This window comes from Bacillus sp. V3-13 (assembly GCF_002860165.1).
Taxonomy (GTDB): Bacteria; Bacillota; Bacilli; order Bacillales; family Cytobacillaceae; genus Bacillus_BJ.
Genome location: NZ_PGUZ01000016.1, coordinates 21505 through 37914 on the forward strand (window position 1 = coordinate 21505; position 16410 = coordinate 37914).

Sequence of the window (16410 nt, forward strand, 5' to 3'; positions counted from 1 at the left end):
TATCGTCCAAGTATTTGCTCATTGCAGGCAGATATTCACCATTTTTACATACTTTTGCAGCGTTGACCCTGACAGCCCGTATTGCTTGGCAATTGTATGCTGGGGCACTTTTTCGTTTCTCAGCTTATGCCATACATACTCGATAGCCGCAGCCCAAGCTTTTGTATTTTTTAGATCCTGGCCTGCCTTCACAGCCTCTACAAACACGGAAAACCACATTAGATACAGTCCTGCTTCCTTTGTTCCGATCGGGCGGTGGAAACGGTAAAGCCACTCAGCTGTATCATGGGCCATTTTTGCCAGATGGGCTTCGAGACCCGCTGCTTTCTGATTCAATAAGACTACATACTGCTTTTCAATCGCAGTAAATCTTTGATTCGCAATCATTTGCCCGGACGCAAGGATATCATTTTTTTTATTCGAATGTGCTGTTAGGAATAACGCAAATAATCTCTCTTCCGGATAGTTGCTCGCAAGCTTCTTCATGATCGACGGGATGTGGTCTTCAAAGCCATTTGCCGGATCGCGGTCTTCATTCCATGGTTCGAGACCTTCCTTTTCCGGGTTCAGTTCAAGTACCTTTTTCCAGATCATCTTTGCTGCCTGCTCGCGTTCCGTAAAGTATGCCGCATAAGCCAGCCAATAATAAAACCCGCCGTCACCTTCGTAACCTTGGCGCTGCAGCTTTCGAAGCCACACGTAGGCATGCTCATACTCGCCGATCAATGCGAATGTTGCGCCCAGCTTATATTGGTGTTCAACAGAAATCGGCTTGATTTTACGAAGCACTTCTTTCAACTCGTTTACTTCCTCCGTCTTATTTTCATAATAGGAAAATACGAGCCTGTTGCAAATCGCGTGCAAATTCCCTGGATTAAGCTTCAGCACTTCGTCAAGAATGCCGGAAGCCTTTTCGGTTTCACCGAGATAAAAATAAGCAAGCGCCAAATTGTTATAGGCTGACCAATATTCCGGATATTCTTTGATGACGCCATTCAGTATTGCTACAGCCTTTGGGAAATGGCCTGCTTCAAGAAGCTCCCGGGCATGCTCTTGCCTGATCATAAGATCATCCTGATCGTAAAGCTCTTCTTCAAGCTCCTCCGCTTCCAGAGTAAGAAGATCAAGCAGATCTTCCGTATCTTCCGTGAACTCGCCATCCTGATCGAGATCCAAATACAAATTGGCATGATGGTAAGCATCTTTAAAAAATCCAAGATGGGCATAATTATTGGCTAAAAAATAATGGCATTCCGCCATTTCTTCATCTAGCTCTTCCAGAATCATATGCAGAAGACTGTTTGAATATTGATAATCTCCCAGTTCCGCGCAAATGACGGCAAGCTGGCAAACAATCATCGGTTCGCCAGGCTCAAGCTGCATGGCCCGATGCATATATTTTTTTGCTTTATTTAAATCCCTGCGGTGGTATGCTTTAATCCCTTTTGAGAAATAATACTCACCAGTTGGGGCGAACGGTAATAATTTTCCTGGCTGTTGTCTAGCTTTTGAGTCTTTCCCCATGAAATCCTCCAAATAAATCGATTTTAACTACAGTAGTATACCATATGTGCAAGCAAGTAGAGAAGGGAATGGACTGCAATTCGATGCTCCAGTCATTGAACAATCGTGCCCGGTTGGAAAGCGGCCTCCATTTAGCGTCCCTCTTAACAAATACCGGGTCAAATAAAGAAGCGGTCCACAAATGGGCCGCCCCTGATTATTTTTCTGTATGCCGTTTTTCCAAAACATCTAGAATTTCGCTAAAAGGAAGCTCCTGTTCCCTGAGCAGGACAAACAGATGGAAGATAAGATCTGCCGCTTCCCACTTCAGTTCCTCAGGATCGCGGTTTTTCGCGGCAATGATCACCTCTGCTGCTTCTTCGCCGACCTTCTTCAGGATTTTATCGACGCCTTTTTCAAATAAATAGGTCGTATAAGCTCCTTCAGGGCGCTGCTGTTGCCGCTCTTTAATTACCTGCTCAAGCTTGGTGAGAATCTCATATTCCGCTGCGCTGTTATTTTCAGCCGTGTTTGACTCCGCCGCATATAAAGAGTTAGTAAAGCAGCTGACTGTACCATTATGGCAGGCAGGTCCGTTCGGGTTGACGAGGACGAGAATGGCGTCTCCATCACAATCATATGTCATCTTGACAATTTTCTGCGTATTCCCGCTTGTCGCCCCCTTATGCCAGAGCTCCTGGCGCGAACGGCTAAAAAACCACGTTTCTCCTGTTTCAATCGATCTTTCAAGAGATTCCCGATTCATATAGGCAAGCGTCAGAACTTCTTTTGTAACAGCATCCTGGACAATAGCTGCAACAAGTCCCTTTTCATCAAAGCGGATCTCGTCGATATTCAACGGACATGCACTCCTCTCTCCCGTAAAAGCTGTTTTACTTCGCTGACAGATGTCTCTTTATAGTGAAAAATCGAAGCAGCGAGGGCTGCATCCGCTTTGCCGTTTATAAAAGCATCGGCAAAATGCCCGCCGCTGCCCGCTCCTCCTGAAGCAATTACGGGAACTGTTACTGCCTCACTGACCGCTTTTGTTAAAGCAAGATCAAAACCGTTTTTCTCGCCATCGCTATCCATGCTCGTCAGGAGGATTTCTCCTGCGCCCCGCTCGACAGCTTCCTGCGCCCAGGCGACGACTTCGCGATCAGTCGGCGTCCTGCCACCGTGAGTATACACCCGCCATGAGCCGATTTCCGGGTCATATTTTGCATCGATCGCGACGACGATGCATTGGGTTCCGAAAAATTCAGCTCCTTCGGTAATTAAGCCGGGATTTAGTACAGCTGCCGTATTTAATGATACTTTATCAGCACCCGCGCGCAAAATTCGTTTCATATCCTCCAGCGAATTGATGCCGCCGCCAACGGTAAACGGAATGGCCAGTTGTGAAGCAACCGCCTTTACGACTTCAACCATTGTTTTTCGTCCTTCATGCGAAGCCGAAATATCTAAAAAGACGAGCTCATCCGCGCCCTGCTGATCGTAAAAGCGCGCCAGCTCGACTGGATCACCTGCATCGCGGAGCTGAACGAATTGGATCCCTTTTACAACCCGGCCTTCCTTGACGTCCAGACAAGGGATAATCCTTTTTGTAAGCATTTTACGCTCTCACCTCTCTTAGTGCTTCTGCCAGCGTAAAACGCTTTTCATACAGAGCTTTCCCGACTATTGCTCCGCTAATCCCGCTTCTCTCGTAAGCTTGCAATTGCTTTAAATCATCAAGCGTGCTGACTCCTCCAGAGGCAATGACACTTTTCCCTGTTTCCTCAGCCATTTGCTTCACTGCCTGCAAATTCGGCCCTGACAAAGTCCCGTCCGTTGCAATATCGGTAAAAATAAACGTGTCCGCTCCTGCATCTGCAAACCGCTTTCCCAGCTCAATCGCGGACACTTCACTCGTCGTTACCCAACCGTGCGTGGCTACAAAGCCATCCTTTGCATCAATGCCGACCGCGATTTGCTCCCGATATTTTTTGATCATTTCAATCGCAAAATCGGGATTTGAAACGGCAATGCTGCCAATAATCACCCGGGAAATTCCTTTATCAAGATAATGAGCAATATCAGCTTCCGTCCGGATTCCTCCGCCAATTTGCACTTTTGCCCTTAATTCCCTGGCTGCCTGAATCACATATTGATCATTGACCCGTTTTCCATCCTTTGCACCATCTAGATCAACCATATGAATCCACTCGGCACCATCATCGGCAAACTGCTTCGCCATCGAAAAAGGAGAATCACCGTACACCGTTTCTTTGTCATAGTCTCCCTGGAGAAGGCGGACACACTTCCCGCCTCTCATATCAATTGCCGGATAAATCGTGAATCCCATCAGGCCTTCTTCCTTTCTCCTGCAAGCTCGGTAAAATTGCGAAGCAGTTCCATGCCGAGAGGACCGCTTTTTTCAGGATGAAATTGCATCCCAAATATATTTGCCCTGCCCACTACCGCAGGAACTTCTACGTCATAATCGGCATCCGCGATGACGACTTCCTCGCCGGCACTTACATAGTAGGAATGGACAAAGTAGACAAAGTCGGCATCAATATTTTTTAAAATAGGTGAATCCTGGACGAACCTAAGGCGATTCCAGCCCATATGCGGGACCTTATACGACTCCCCGCCGGCCGTGATGCCGGGAAAACGATGCACTTTTCCAGGCAGCAGCGACAGCCCTGCAGTCAATCCGTTTTCTTCACTTTCTTCAAAAAGCAGCTGCATGCCGAGGCAGATTCCAAGCAACGGTTTTCCAGTCCGGGCAAAGCGAATGATCATGTCGGCAAGCCCGGTCTGCTTCAGCCTTTCCATCGCATCCCGGAACGATCCGACCCCAGGCAGAATTAATGTATCAGCAGCTTCCAGCTCCTCGACGTTCTCCGAGATAAAAAACGGGACACCGAGCCGTTCGAGCGCTTTGCTGACGCTGAACAGATTGCCCATTCCATAATCGATAATCCCGATCATTTATAACATCCCTTTCGTTGATGGGATCCCTTTGATGCGGGGATCAACAGTCGTTGCTTCATCAAGCGCTCTTGCCAGCGCCTTAAAAATCGCCTCAATCATATGGTGTGTGTTCTGCCCGAAATGAAGAATGACATGCAAATTCATCCTTGCCTCAAGCGCCAGCTTCCATAAAAATTCATGGACAAGCTCAGTGTCAAACGTCCCGACCTTCTGGCTTGGAAAATCGGCGCGCATTTCAAGATGCGGACGGTTGCTTAAATCAACAACCACCTGGGCAAGCGCCTCATCCATCGGCACAAATGCATTGCCGTAGCGCTTGATTCCTTTTTTATCGCCAAGCGCTTCCCGCAACGCCTGTCCAATACAGATGCCGATATCCTCTGTCGTATGGTGGTCATCTACGTCGGTATCGCCATTTGCATTGACCATCAAATCAAATTGCCCGTGCTTTGTGAATAAATCGAGCATATGCGTTAAAAACGGGACCCCTGTCTCGAGCTTCGAATGGCCCGATCCGTCTATTTCAAAAGATAGCTGAATATTTGTTTCGTTTGTTTTACGACTAATTTCCGCTGTTCTTGCCATGTTTGTCATCCCTCCATGTCCTAAAGTAAATGTGATGATCGCTTGAATCCGTCCGGTGCTGGCGAAACAGGTTTCGCTTAATTATTGCGCTGAGCGCTTAATTATTTTTCTGAACGCTTAATTATCCGCGTGAACGCTTAATTATTTTTCTGAGCGCTTAATTATCTGCATGAACGCTTAATTATTTTTCTGACGGGCTTATTTTTCATGAAATCTCGCCTCTACAGCGCGCGCATGGGCTTCAAGCCCTTCGAGCCGGGCAAATGCTGCAATTTTTTCTCCATTTTCGTTTAACTTCTTTTCACTGTAATAAATAATACTCGACTTTTTCTGAAAATCTTCTACATTAAGCGGGCTTGAGAACCGGGCAGTGCCATTTGTCGGCAACACGTGGTTTGGGCCGGCAAAATAATCACCGACCGGCTCGGGGCTGAATCTGCCGATGAAAATCGCGCCCGCATGGCGGATTTTACCCAGCAGCTCAATTCCGTTGTCAGTCAAAATTTCGAGATGCTCCGGCGCCAGCTGATTGACAGTGTCAATCGCTTCGTCGATATTTTCCGCTAAATAAATGACGCCAAACTCCCGGATCGCTTGCGCCGCAATTTCTTTTCTTGGCAGGCGTTCCAGCTGCTTTTCAACTTCAATCGACACTGCTTCTGCCAGCGATTGCGATGTCGTGACGAGAATGCTGCACGCTCTTGGGTCATGCTCTGCCTGGGAAAGCAGGTCAGCAGCGATTTCATCAGGAAAAGCCGAATCATCGGCGAGTATCGTAATTTCGCTCGGACCGGCAATCATATCGATATCGACATCGCCGAACACTTCACGCTTGGCAAGGGCGACGTAAATATTTCCGGGACCGACAATTTTATCGACCGGCCGGATCGATTCCGTTCCGTATGCGAGTGCTGCAATCGCCTGGGCACCACCGACCTTGTATATTTCCTCAACTCCAGCTTCCTTGGCAGCGACCAGAACGGCGGCCGGAAGCTTGCCTGTTTCATCCGGCGGAGAAACCATGACAATCCGCTTAACGCCTGCTGCTTTTGCCGGAACGACATTCATAAGCACCGATGACGGGTAGGCTGCGGTGCCTCCCGGAACATAAACACCGACTGCATCGAGCGGGGTTACTTTTTGGCCGAGCATCGTTCCGGATTCATCGATTGTCATCCACGACGGGTTAAGCTGCTTCTCATGGAATAACCGAATGTTCAGAGCCGCCTCTTTTATAATCGCAACAAGCTCTGCATCAATTTCCGCATACGCTTCTTCAATCTCAGCCTGGTCAACCGTTAAGCCAGCCAACCTGGCACCGTCAAACTTTTCCGTGTATGCCAATAGCGCGGCATCACCTTGCTTTCGAACATTGGCAATAATCGCTTTTACGGCCGAACGCTGCTCTTCTGTCCCGCTGTCAATCGACCTTTTCAGGGAAATTTGTTCGTCAATTTTGCGTATCTCCATTTTTTCCACCCTTTCAAGCCTGACCGCGTTTATGCAGGCTCTCCGTCAATAACTGCTCCCAGTCTTTCAACAAGCTCGCTGATTCTGCTATCTTTTATCCGGTAGCTGACCGGATTGACAAGCAGCCGCGTTGTAATATCGGCAATTCTTTCGTATTCGACCAGGCCGTTTTCTTTTAAGGTCCTGCCTGTCGACACGATATCGACGATCCGGTCTGACAGCCCGATGATCGGCGCCAGTTCAATCGAACCGTTCAGCTTAATGATTTCGACTTGTTCTCCCTGCTGGCGAAAATAAGCGGCGGCTACATTCGGATACTTTGTTGCAATTCTCGGGGCAACATCGTTCATCTTTGTGTCAGGCAGCCCGGCCACAGCCAAATAGCAGCTGCTGATTTTTAAGTCAAGCAACTCATACACGTCCCGTTCTTCCTCAAGCATGACATCCTTTCCGGCCATGCCAAGGTCGGCAACGCCATGCTCGACGTATGTCGGCACATCCATCGGCTTGGCGAGGATAAAGCGGAGCCGTTCTTCTTCGACTTCCAGAATCAGCTTTCGCGACTCATCAAATTCGGGCGGAAGCTTGTACCCTGCTTTGCGGAGCAGGTCTGCCGCCTCTTCAAAAATCCGCCCTTTCGGCATCGCAATCGTTAAAAAATCATTCATGAGGAGACTCCTTTCCTGCGCTGCCAAGCAAAAAGCTGGTCTCAGCATACTTGTTTGTATAGGCGTCAACATTTTTCACACCGTTAATATCCTGGAGTACTACCTTTAGCCCGCTTTGGCGTTTCGTTTTTGCCAATTCATATGCCTCTTTGCGGCGCTCACCGCTAAAAAGGATACAGTGGACAGGTTCGTTGCTTTCGATCGGGCCGAGTGCTTCAAGAAGATTGTCGAGCCGGATTGCAAAACCGGTTGCGCCGCTCGATTTGCCAAACTTTCGGAGCAGGAGGTCATACCTGCCTCCATTGCCGATAGGAAAGCCGACCTGGCCTGCATACACTTCAAAAACAATTCCCGTATAATAGCTCATGTGGCTGATGAGAGTCAGATCAAATTTTATTTTTTCCGACAAGCCGAAATCAGCGATAATGTTCCAAAGCTGGCTCAATTGCGAGACCGCTGCTGCTCCTGTCCCGTTTTCAATCAGACTTAAAGCTTTTTCAATTACTTCCTGGCCGCCGCGCAGCTTTAGAAAATCAAGAAGACGCTGTTTATCAATCGATGATAACGACAGGGATTTCACATGTTCGCGGTAGCCAACATAATTTTTTTCATGAAGAAACTTCATTAACGACTCGACCCGCTCACCTGTTCCAAGAATTTGTAAAAACAATTCGCGGACAAAGCTGATATGTCCAACAGACAGCTGAAAATCGCTCAAGCCTGTTTCTTCAAGCACCGAGATCAATAACGCAATCACTTCGCCATCCGCGCTGATTGTCTCATCCCCAATGCATTCGACCCCGATCTGCTCAAACTCTGCCGGCCGGCCGCCTTCGCGCTGCTGGGCCCTGTACACATTTGCCGCATAAGCGAGCCTTAACGGCATATCGTCGTTTAACAGCTTGGAAGCAGCGACTCGCGCAATTGGGGCAGTCATATCGGGCCGCAAAACAAGGGTGTGCCCCTGCTGATCCAGCAATTTAAACAGCTGCCTGTCTAAAATCGCCGAAGCAGATCCGACCGTTTCAAAGTATTCAAGGGCGGGGGTTTCAATAAATTGATAGCCCCAATGTTTCATGCCATTCTCGATCGACGTTCGCACTTTCTCCTTCATTTCGTATAATTCCGGCAATGTATCTCTCATGCCCAACGGCTTTTCAAACATAAATAACTGGCTCATTGTATTCATCCTTTGCTGAAAACTAAAACGCACATTTATGAAGTTACGTTTATTTTGTTCTTTAAGCGGTTTGCTATTAAACTTTATGTTCCGCAACATTAATAGTTGTTTATTGTCTCAAAATACTTTAGTTCGCTAATGTATTAGCAAAATGAAGTTATCTGTAGTGTAACGGTTTTAAGGAGTACCGTCAACTAAAAAAATGCCTGATTTTACAAATAAAAAGAGCCTTATTAACCTTTGTTAATAAAGCTCTGATTGTATATTGGATCCTCCGCCCGGCGTTCCGCCATCTGTTCCTTCGTGTAGATGACACGCATCGGGTTGCCCCCGACAAAGGCCCCGGCAGGAACATCCTTATGGACGAGCGTACCAGCGGAGACAATCGCCCCATCACCAATCGAAACCCCCGGCAATATCGTCGTGTTCGCGCCAATCATTACTTCACTGCCAATCTCGACCGGTCCAAGCCGGTATTCTTTAATCAGGTATTCATGGGCAAGAATTGTCGTATTATAGCCGATGACAGTATTGCGGCCGACACTGATTTTTTCCGGAAACATGATATCAAGCATGACCATCAGCGCAAACGAGGTTTGCTCGCCGATCTTCATTTTTAAAAAGGTGCGATACAGCCAGTTTTTCATACCGAGGAACGGGGTGTAGCGGGCGATCTGGATCACTGCAAAATTCTTGACGACCTTGAAAAAGGGAACCGTTTTATAAACATGCCAGAGAGAATTTGCTCCTTCCACAGGATAGCGGGTTGTTTTTCTCATCCTACACTCCGACAATGTCCAGTAAATCCGGCATTGTTTCAAGGATGTAATCAGGCTGATAGGAAGCTATATAATCGCGTCCTTTTACAGTCCAGGCTACGCCTGCCGTCTTCGTTCCGGCATTTTTGCCTGCCAGCACATCATGGTGGTTGTCGCCGACCATGATCGCTTCAAAAGGATGTGAACCGAGATGGTTTAAAGCTTTTAGCACCGGTTCCGGATCGGGCTTTGCTTTCTCAACATGATCCAGGGCGACAATCACATCAAAAAACGGGTCGAGATTGGTCAGCTTTAAGCCTTTTAAAATGACATCCTCCATTTTCGTCGAGACAATCGCGAGCTTGTAGTCGTTTTCCTTCAAGGTTCGAATTGTCTCAAAGACACCTGTAAATTCTTTGACAAGCAGGTCATGGTTCGAGATATTATATTTCCGGTATGTCTTAATCATATCCTCTGTCAAATTTGGGTCAATTGAATTAAAAGTGTCCGTAAGCGGCGGACCAATAAACTGCAGAACATCTTCGCGCTTATATTTTTCAGGATAATAGCTTTCGAGCGTATGCAAAAATGAAGAAATAATCAGTTCATTTGTATCGATTAATGTTCCGTCCAAATCAAATAAAATCGCTTTAATATTAGTGCTCATATGTGGCTTCCTTTCCTTTTGCAAGCTCGGCCCGGTTCCAAATAAATGCCACACCCACTGTTAACAGGATCGCAACTGTAACGCGGATCAATAACAGCGGCAGAACCGGAATTCCCAATGGAATAAAGATTAATGTATCCTCAATAACAGCATGGCAGGCAACGAGAAAAATAAACGCAATCGTGACATCCTTTTTGCTGACCCCGTCGTCTCTGACCGCCTGGATCATTACTCCTGCTCCCATTGCCAGGCCGAATAAAAGCCCGGACGCGAGCGTCGTCGAAGTATTTTCCTTCATGCCAAGCAGCCTCGTAACCGGCGCCATCCAATTTGAGAAAACATTAAGCCATTTTAAATCCTTTAAAAATTGGATCCCGACCATTAACGGGATCACGACGGCGGCAAGCTGAATGATGCCGATCCCGCCTTTTTCGACCGCCCCGATAAATATTTCTGAAAACCCTTGTGCCGGCTCCTCTTTTGCAGGTATCAGCCCGTATTTCGCCATTTCCGCCCCGCCCTGCCAAACAAGATTAATGACGACGGCGGATATAAAAGCAAGCCCGAGCCTGACCAGGATGACAATCCACAGCTTAACGCCAACCTTTAAGGCAACCCCTGTTTCAATAAGCAAGTTATGGGAAAACGACAGCATCACCGCAAGAATAAATACTTCTTTAACGGTTAGATCAAGAGAAAGAATCGCACCAATCGCAGCATATAAGTTTAAAAAATTGCCGAGAACAAGTGGAATCGCTGCATCCCCTGACAGGCCGAAAACCGTCATTAATGGTGCAATCATGTCAACAACCCATGGCAGCACAGGCGTATACTGAAGCAGAGTCACAATCAGCGTTACCGGAAAAATAATTTTTCCCAGTGACCATGTCGTTTGTAAACCAACTATTAATCCCTTTTTGATTGAACCAAGCAGCATGTTCTCTTCCCCTCTTTTATGCTTTGTCTAAATAGCGGGCCTTCGATAGCCCTGCTTTTCTTCTGTAAACAAGTAAAACAACTGCCCCGATAATTAATACAATCGAGATCGTCTGTGCCATTCTTAAGCTTTCAGTCAGCATCAGGCTGTCGGTCCGCAATCCTTCGATAAAAAACCGGCCGATTGAATACCAAATCACATAAGTAAGGAAGAGTTCACCGCGCCGCAAATTTACTTTGCGCAACAACATTAACACAATAAATCCGGCCAGGTTCCAAACTGACTCATATAAAAAAGTTGGATGATAATAGCTTCCCCCTATGTACATCTGATTGATGATAAATTCGGGCAGAAAAAGGTCTTCAAGAAAAGCGCGGCTCACTTCTCCGCCATGCGCTTCCTGGTTGATAAAATTCCCCCATCTGCCGATCGCCTGGCCAAGGATAATGCTCGGTGCCGTAATATCGGCAAGCTTCCAAAAAGATATCTTTTTTTTCTTTGCAAAAATATACGCTGTGATCACGGAACCGATCAACGCCCCGTGGATGGCAATTCCGCCATTCCAAATCTGTACGATTTCACCGGGATTCTGCGCATAATAGTCCCATTCAAAAATGACGTAATAAATCCGCGCACTAATGATGGCAATTGGAATCGCCCACAGCATCAAATCAGCAAGATGATCCTTTGAAAGGCCCCTTCTTTCCGCTTCCCTCATCGCAATCCAGAGCGCCAGTGCAATCCCGACACCAATTATCACGCCATACCAATGAACTTGTATCGGCCCAAGCGTGAAGGCAATCGGATCAAGCGGCTGAATATTTTCTCCCATGTTCACTTCTCCTCTTTCAGCTTATTAATCTTACATATCTTCGTGTTCGCCATCTTCGATCACATCGGTCAATCGGCTTGTGAACTGTTCAGCCGCATTCATTCCCATTCGTTTCAAGCGGAAATTCATCGCTGCCACTTCAATAATAACAGCAAGGTTTCGGCCCGGCCGAACTGGAACGGTCAACTTTGTAATCTCGGTATCAATGATTTTCATTTTTTCTTCATCCAATCCGAGCCGGTCATAGGTTTTATTTTGGTCCCACAGTTCAAGGCTGATGACGAGGGAAATCCGTTTGTAGCTGCGAACAGATCCGGCCCCAAATAGCGTCATCACATTGATGATGCCGAGTCCCCTGATTTCAAGCAAATGCTCGATCAGCTCGGGTGCATTGCCCACCAATGTATCCTGGTCTTCCTGGCGGATCTCAACGCAGTCATCGGCAACGAGGCGATGCCCGCGTTTGACAAGCTCCAATGCTGTTTCACTTTTACCGACGCCGCTTTTTCCGGTAATTAGCACACCGACACCGTAGATATCGACAAGAACCCCATGAACGGCGGTCGTCGGGGCGAGCTTGCTTTCAAGAAAATTGGTCAAACGGCTCGAAAAACGGGTTGTTTTCCATTTTGCGCGCAGCACAGGAACAGATTCCCGTTCTGACGCTTCGATGAGTTCTTCAGGAACGTCCATTTCTCTTGTCACAATGATCGCCGGAGTGATGTCGGTGCAAAGCTGTTCCATCCGGGACTTTCGTTCATGGCCATTTATTTTGGCAAAAAAGGTCAGCTCCGTTTTTCCCAGGAGCTGGATCCTTTCGGCAGGATAATACTCAAAGTATCCGGCAATCTCAATTCCCGGCCGTGAAATATCGCTGGTTGTAATCGGGCGGTTAATTCCTTCCTCCCCGCTGATAAGCTCGAGATCGAATTTTTCGATAATATCTTTCGTACGAACTTTTGGCAACCTAAGCTTCCTCCTTTGGTACGTACTCGTAACATAAGTTGATACGCGCTCGTAAAATTAGCTTCTCTTATTTTAGCACTTTTTGAGAAAGAACCAAACGAATGGATACAGAAATCTTTTCATTCGAGTTTTTTTGTGCTTAGGAAGAGATTTATATTAATAGGAATAATCACGGCAAAAACACATACATTTTACCATGGACAAAAAGTGTTTTTTCTTTCGGAATAGGTATAGACAACTATACTTCTTACTGCTATGATAATGGTGTAAACGAATTCATTTTTTAATTTTTGGAATTTTTATTCTATTATTCTTTTAAGGGGGAAAGAACTATGCGCAAAGAAGAACGCTTGGCCACAGAGATTATTGAGCAATTGGGCGGAGCAGCGAACATTGCAAACCTTGCGTCATGTATGACCCGGCTCCGGGTAAAGCCGGTTGACGAAAGCAAGGTAAACGTCGCAGGCCTTAAAAACATTGATGGCGTTATGGGTGTTGTTGAAGAAGAAACGCTCCAAATTATTCTCGGACCGGGAATTGTGACGAGGGTAGCGGATGAAGTTTCGCAGATTACAGGAAGAGATGTCAGTTCAGTAGATGAAGACAGCGAGAATCCATTTGCCGGATTGGCAGATAAAACCAAAGCCGATTTAAAGAAAAAAAATGCAACCCCGTTCAAATTGTTTTTAAGAAGGATAGCGAGCATCTTCATCCCGCTGATTCCGGCAATCGTCGCATCCGGGTTAATTGCCGGGCTGACGAATGTGATTATCCGGTCAGGGGCCGATCCCGAATCGACGGTCGTTAAAATTTTAAGCTTAATCGGCTGGGGATTGTTCAGCTATTTATTCGTATTCGTTGGAGTTAACACGGCGAAAGAATTTGGAGGCTCACCGGCACTTGGTGGAGCAGCAGCGATTATTTTATATAATCCTGGTCTTGCTGACATCAAATTATTCGGTGAGGCACTCGTTCCGGGCCGGGGCGGCTTAATCGGCGTTATGCTCGCTGCCGCATTTATCGCTTTCTTGGAACGGCGCCTTCGCAAAGTTGTTCCGGCTTCGATTGATATCATTGTCACTCCGACTGTTGCTTTGTTGATTACCGGTGTTGCAACGCTGTTTATTTTGCAGCCGGTAGGCGGACTGATCTCTGACCTGATTACAAAAGGGCTGCTTGGATTAATTGATATGGGTGGAATTTTTGCAGGGCTGATCCTTGCCGGCACATTCCTGCCGCTCGTTGTGACAGGCTTGCACCAGGGCTTGACGCCTGTCCATATGGAACTGATTAATACGATCGGCGATGACCCGCTTCTTCCTATTCTTGCGATGGGCGGCGCCGGCCAGGTCGGGGCAGCATTCGCCATTTACTTTAAAACGAAAAATGCCCGCCTCAAAAAAGTCATTAAAGGTGGACTTCCGGTTGGAATGCTCGGTATTGGCGAACCGTTAATTTTCGGGGTCACCCTCCCGCTTGGCCGCCCGTTTTTAACCGCATGTTTAGGAGCAGCAGTCGGCGGCGCGTTCCAGGCATTCTTTAACGTCGCAACGATTGCGATTGGCGTTTCCGGAATACCGCTTGTCTTCCTCGTCAATACAAACGAAATGGTCTTGTATTTAGTCGGCTTACTTATCGCGTACTTGTTTGGTTTCCTATTCACATGGCTGTTCGGATTCAAGGAAGAAATGGCCAGCAATATTTAATAAAGTCCTGCAACTTGACGCGGAAATTGCATTTAACCCGCACACTTGATAATTTTAAATATGGGTGCAAGAGTTGCATGTATTCGCTGAAGGAGGAAACCTTAATTCCTCCTTCTTTCGTTTCAAAAATCCGCAATGATTTGTGAGGTGGACATATTGATTGGCATCTCCGTTTATTTAACAGAGAATAAAAGAGAGCAAAACCGTATCTGGATTAAAAAAGCTTCATCATGCGGCTTAAAATCGATCTTTACATCGCTCCATATTCCCGAGGATGACCATGCCAGATATAAAGACTTGCTTATGGAATTGGGAAGCTTGGCAAAGGAACATGACATGGAGCTTCTCGCAGATGTTTCTCCCCTATCATTAAGCTATCTTGGCTTGACCTGGGAAAATATTGGCCAATTAACGGACTGGGGTCTTACTGGAATCCGGGCTGATTACGGGTTTAGTGCCGAGCAAATCGTGCAGCTGTCGGCGCTGATGAAAGTAGGCATGAATGCCAGTACAGTGTCACACGCAGAGCTTGATAAATGGATCAGCATGGGCTTAAACGTCAACAATGTTGAAGCATGGCATAACTTTTACCCCCGTCCCGAAACCGGGCTCGATTCACGCTTCTTATCGGAAAGAAATCAATTTTTAAAAAGCAAAGGCTTGACAACAATGGCATTCGTTCCCGGAAATCTCGAATTAAGAGGTCCAGTCTTTGCCGGGCTGCCAACGGTTGAGGAACATCGACACGCTTCCCCTGCAGCTTCGGCCGCTGAATTATTGTATTCTCTCAATACGGATAAGGTTTTAATCGGAGATTATTCCGTTACCGAAAGCACTTTGCAGCAGCTATCAAGCCTCGCAAACGGTGTCATACCGCTAAAAATGAAGCCTGTCGATCAAAACGGCTCTCTTCCGATCCTTAAAGAGATCCATACAAACCGGATGGATCCGGCCCGGGACGTCATTCGCTCCGTGGAATCCCGGTCTTATGCACAAACCGGAAATGGACAAATTCGGCCGGCAAATCAGTTTGAACGCCGTAAAGGCGCGATTACTCTCGATAATCAGCTTTACGGGCGTTACTCTGGAGAGCTCCAGGTCACGTTAACAGATTTGCCGAAAGATGAACGGGTGAATGTGATCGGCTATGTAAAGGATGAAGATATTCCCCTGCTCAAGCAAATTCGGGCTGGCGGAAAATTTACATTTATCGTGAGGGGTTAAGATGAATATTTCTAAATTAAACACAGAACAGCGCAACCCGAAAACTATGAATATTGATTTGATGTCGACAGATGAAATGATCTCAATCATCAACGAGGAGGATAGCCTCGTTCCAATTGCGATCGCCCGTGTGCTTCCGTTCATTTCAAAAACAGTCGACATGATCGTTGCTGCCTTTAAAAGCGGCGGCAGGCTCATTTATACCGGCGCAGGGACATCGGGACGGATCGGCATTATCGATGCTTCCGAATGTCCGCCTACATATGGAACAGATCCCGAGATGGTTGTCGGCATTATTGCCGGCGGGAAAAAGGCGATGACGGAAGCCGTTGAAGGTGCTGAAGATGACAGGGAGCAAGGCCGGAAAGACTTGGAGAACATTCAGTTATCGGCGCAGGATATTGTCGTCGGCATTGCTGCGAGCGGCCGCACCCCATACACGATCGGTGCTCTTGAATATGCCAATGAAATCGGTACTGCCACCGTTGCTGTCGTCTGCAGTAAAGACTCTGAAATGGAAAAGGTCGCAAAGGTGACAATAGCCCCGATAGTCGGGCCGGAAGTCGTGACCGGCTCAACAAGAATGAAGGCCGGTACCGCGCAAAAACTCGTCCTAAATATGCTGACAACCGCCTCGATGATTAAGATGGGAAAAGTTTACGGCAATCTCATGGTCGATGTGCAAATGACGAATGAAAAGCTTTTTAAGCGGGCCGAAAATATCGTCAAAATGGCAACAGGTGCTGATGATCAGACTGTAAAGGCTGCATTGGACGAGCAAAATTACAATACAAAGGCCGCAATTGTCCAAATTCTCACCGGGTTGGAAGCAAAAGCAGCAGCAGACCTGCTTGAAAAGCATTCAGGTTATTTGCGGAAAGCTATTGGAAAATAACAAAAGCAGGCCCCTATACCAATGCGTTCAGTGGTAT

The 16410-nt window shown here is 47.0% G+C and carries 17 protein-coding genes; 3 read left to right on the forward strand and 14 right to left on the reverse strand.

The features are described from left to right. Positions 1-18: 18 nt before the first annotated feature. The 14 genes from CU633_RS06390 to hprK form a co-directional block, all read right to left on the reverse strand. Positions 19-1524 (reverse strand): tetratricopeptide repeat protein, encoded by a 1506-nt coding sequence (locus CU633_RS06390; protein WP_101658892.1) that lies wholly within the window; start codon positions 1522-1524, stop codon positions 19-21. A gap of 196 nt (positions 1525-1720) precedes the next feature. After that, on the reverse strand, positions 1721-2362 hold the full coding sequence (gene hisIE / locus CU633_RS06395) for a bifunctional phosphoribosyl-AMP cyclohydrolase/phosphoribosyl-ATP diphosphatase HisIE (RefSeq protein WP_101658893.1): 642 nt from the start codon (positions 2360-2362) through the stop codon (positions 1721-1723). Further along, entirely contained in the window at positions 2359-3117 is a 759-nt protein-coding gene (hisF, locus tag CU633_RS06400; RefSeq protein WP_101658894.1) for an imidazole glycerol phosphate synthase subunit HisF, read from the reverse strand. The genes hisIE and hisF overlap by 4 nt, the downstream gene beginning before the upstream one ends. Before the next feature lies 1 nt (position 3118). Continuing rightward, the gene (gene hisA, locus CU633_RS06405) at positions 3119-3850 is read right to left on the reverse strand and encodes a 1-(5-phosphoribosyl)-5-[(5-phosphoribosylamino)methylideneamino]imidazole-4-carboxamide isomerase (RefSeq protein ID WP_101658895.1); all 732 of its coding nucleotides are present in this window, start codon (positions 3848-3850) and stop codon (positions 3119-3121) included. Further along, the gene (hisH, locus tag CU633_RS06410; protein ID WP_101658896.1) at positions 3850-4482 is read right to left on the reverse strand and encodes an imidazole glycerol phosphate synthase subunit HisH; all 633 of its coding nucleotides are present in this window, start codon (positions 4480-4482) and stop codon (positions 3850-3852) included. The genes hisA and hisH overlap by 1 nt, the downstream gene beginning before the upstream one ends. Further along, positions 4483-5070, reverse strand: a complete 588-nt coding sequence (gene hisB, locus CU633_RS06415) for an imidazoleglycerol-phosphate dehydratase HisB (protein ID WP_101658897.1) — start codon at positions 5068-5070, stop codon at positions 4483-4485. 198 nt (positions 5071-5268) lie between these two features. After that, a complete protein-coding gene (hisD, locus tag CU633_RS06420) occupies positions 5269-6540 on the reverse strand; it encodes a histidinol dehydrogenase (RefSeq protein WP_101658898.1) in 1272 nt (423 codons plus the stop codon). 29 nt (positions 6541-6569) lie between these two features. Beyond that, positions 6570-7208: an ATP phosphoribosyltransferase gene (gene hisG / locus CU633_RS06425; RefSeq protein ID WP_101658899.1), complete on the reverse strand. Its 639-nt coding sequence runs from the start codon at positions 7206-7208 to the stop codon at positions 6570-6572. Then, the gene (locus tag CU633_RS06430) at positions 7201-8388 is read right to left on the reverse strand and encodes an ATP phosphoribosyltransferase regulatory subunit (RefSeq protein WP_101658900.1); all 1188 of its coding nucleotides are present in this window, start codon (positions 8386-8388) and stop codon (positions 7201-7203) included. Before CU633_RS06430 ends, hisG begins: the two co-directional genes overlap by 8 nt. Before the next feature lie 233 nt (positions 8389-8621). Further along, on the reverse strand, positions 8622-9167 hold the full coding sequence (locus tag CU633_RS06435; protein ID WP_101658901.1) for an acyltransferase: 546 nt from the start codon (positions 9165-9167) through the stop codon (positions 8622-8624). Position 9168: 1 nt separating this feature from the next. Further along, on the reverse strand, positions 9169-9813 hold the full coding sequence (ppaX, locus tag CU633_RS06440; RefSeq protein ID WP_101658902.1) for a pyrophosphatase PpaX: 645 nt from the start codon (positions 9811-9813) through the stop codon (positions 9169-9171). After that, the gene (locus CU633_RS06445) at positions 9803-10750 is read right to left on the reverse strand and encodes a nucleoside recognition domain-containing protein (RefSeq protein ID WP_101658903.1); all 948 of its coding nucleotides are present in this window, start codon (positions 10748-10750) and stop codon (positions 9803-9805) included. The genes ppaX and CU633_RS06445 overlap by 11 nt, the downstream gene beginning before the upstream one ends. Before the next feature lie 16 nt (positions 10751-10766). Beyond that, entirely contained in the window at positions 10767-11582 is an 816-nt protein-coding gene (gene lgt, locus CU633_RS06450; protein ID WP_101658904.1) for a prolipoprotein diacylglyceryl transferase, read from the reverse strand. 30 nt (positions 11583-11612) lie between these two features. Next, positions 11613-12548 (reverse strand): HPr(Ser) kinase/phosphatase, encoded by a 936-nt coding sequence (gene hprK, locus CU633_RS06455; protein ID WP_101658905.1) that lies wholly within the window; start codon positions 12546-12548, stop codon positions 11613-11615. A gap of 332 nt (positions 12549-12880) precedes the next feature. On the opposite strand from hprK, the gene CU633_RS06460 reads away from it, so the two are divergent. From CU633_RS06460 to murQ, 3 genes are all read left to right on the forward strand, one after another. Beyond that, positions 12881-14254 (forward strand): PTS transporter subunit EIIC, encoded by a 1374-nt coding sequence (locus CU633_RS06460; RefSeq protein ID WP_101658906.1) that lies wholly within the window; start codon positions 12881-12883, stop codon positions 14252-14254. A gap of 156 nt (positions 14255-14410) precedes the next feature. After that, entirely contained in the window at positions 14411-15478 is a 1068-nt protein-coding gene (locus tag CU633_RS06465) for a DUF871 domain-containing protein (RefSeq protein ID WP_101658907.1), read from the forward strand. A 1-nt stretch (position 15479) separates the two neighbouring features. Further along, positions 15480-16373 (forward strand): N-acetylmuramic acid 6-phosphate etherase, encoded by an 894-nt coding sequence (gene murQ / locus CU633_RS06470; RefSeq protein ID WP_101658908.1) that lies wholly within the window; start codon positions 15480-15482, stop codon positions 16371-16373. Positions 16374-16410: the final 37 nt, after the last annotated feature.

Coding starts and splice junctions, on each gene's coding strand:
- CU633_RS06390 (WP_101658892.1), bottom strand. CDS start 1,524: ATGGGGAAAGACTCAAAAGCTAGACAACAGCCAGGAAAATTATTACCG.
- hisF (WP_101658894.1), bottom strand. CDS start 3,117: ATGCTTACAAAAAGGATTATCCCTTGTCTGGACGTCAAGGAAGGCCGG.
- hisA (WP_101658895.1), bottom strand. CDS start 3,850: ATGGGATTCACGATTTATCCGGCAATTGATATGAGAGGCGGGAAGTGT.
- hisH (WP_101658896.1), bottom strand. CDS start 4,482: ATGATCGGGATTATCGATTATGGAATGGGCAATCTGTTCAGCGTCAGC.
- hisB (WP_101658897.1), bottom strand. CDS start 5,070: ATGGCAAGAACAGCGGAAATTAGTCGTAAAACAAACGAAACAAATATT.
- hisD (WP_101658898.1), bottom strand. CDS start 6,540: ATGGAGATACGCAAAATTGACGAACAAATTTCCCTGAAAAGGTCGATT.
- hisG (WP_101658899.1), bottom strand. CDS start 7,208: ATGAATGATTTTTTAACGATTGCGATGCCGAAAGGGCGGATTTTTGAA.
- CU633_RS06430 (WP_101658900.1), bottom strand. CDS start 8,388: ATGAGCCAGTTATTTATGTTTGAAAAGCCGTTGGGCATGAGAGATACA.
- CU633_RS06435 (WP_101658901.1), bottom strand. CDS start 9,167: ATGAGAAAAACAACCCGCTATCCTGTGGAAGGAGCAAATTCTCTCTGG.
- ppaX (WP_101658902.1), bottom strand. CDS start 9,813: ATGAGCACTAATATTAAAGCGATTTTATTTGATTTGGACGGAACATTA.
- CU633_RS06445 (WP_101658903.1), bottom strand. CDS start 10,750: ATGCTGCTTGGTTCAATCAAAAAGGGATTAATAGTTGGTTTACAAACG.
- lgt (WP_101658904.1), bottom strand. CDS start 11,582: ATGGGAGAAAATATTCAGCCGCTTGATCCGATTGCCTTCACGCTTGGG.
- CU633_RS06460 (WP_101658906.1), top strand. CDS start 12,881: ATGCGCAAAGAAGAACGCTTGGCCACAGAGATTATTGAGCAATTGGGC.
- murQ (WP_101658908.1), top strand. CDS start 15,480: ATGAATATTTCTAAATTAAACACAGAACAGCGCAACCCGAAAACTATG.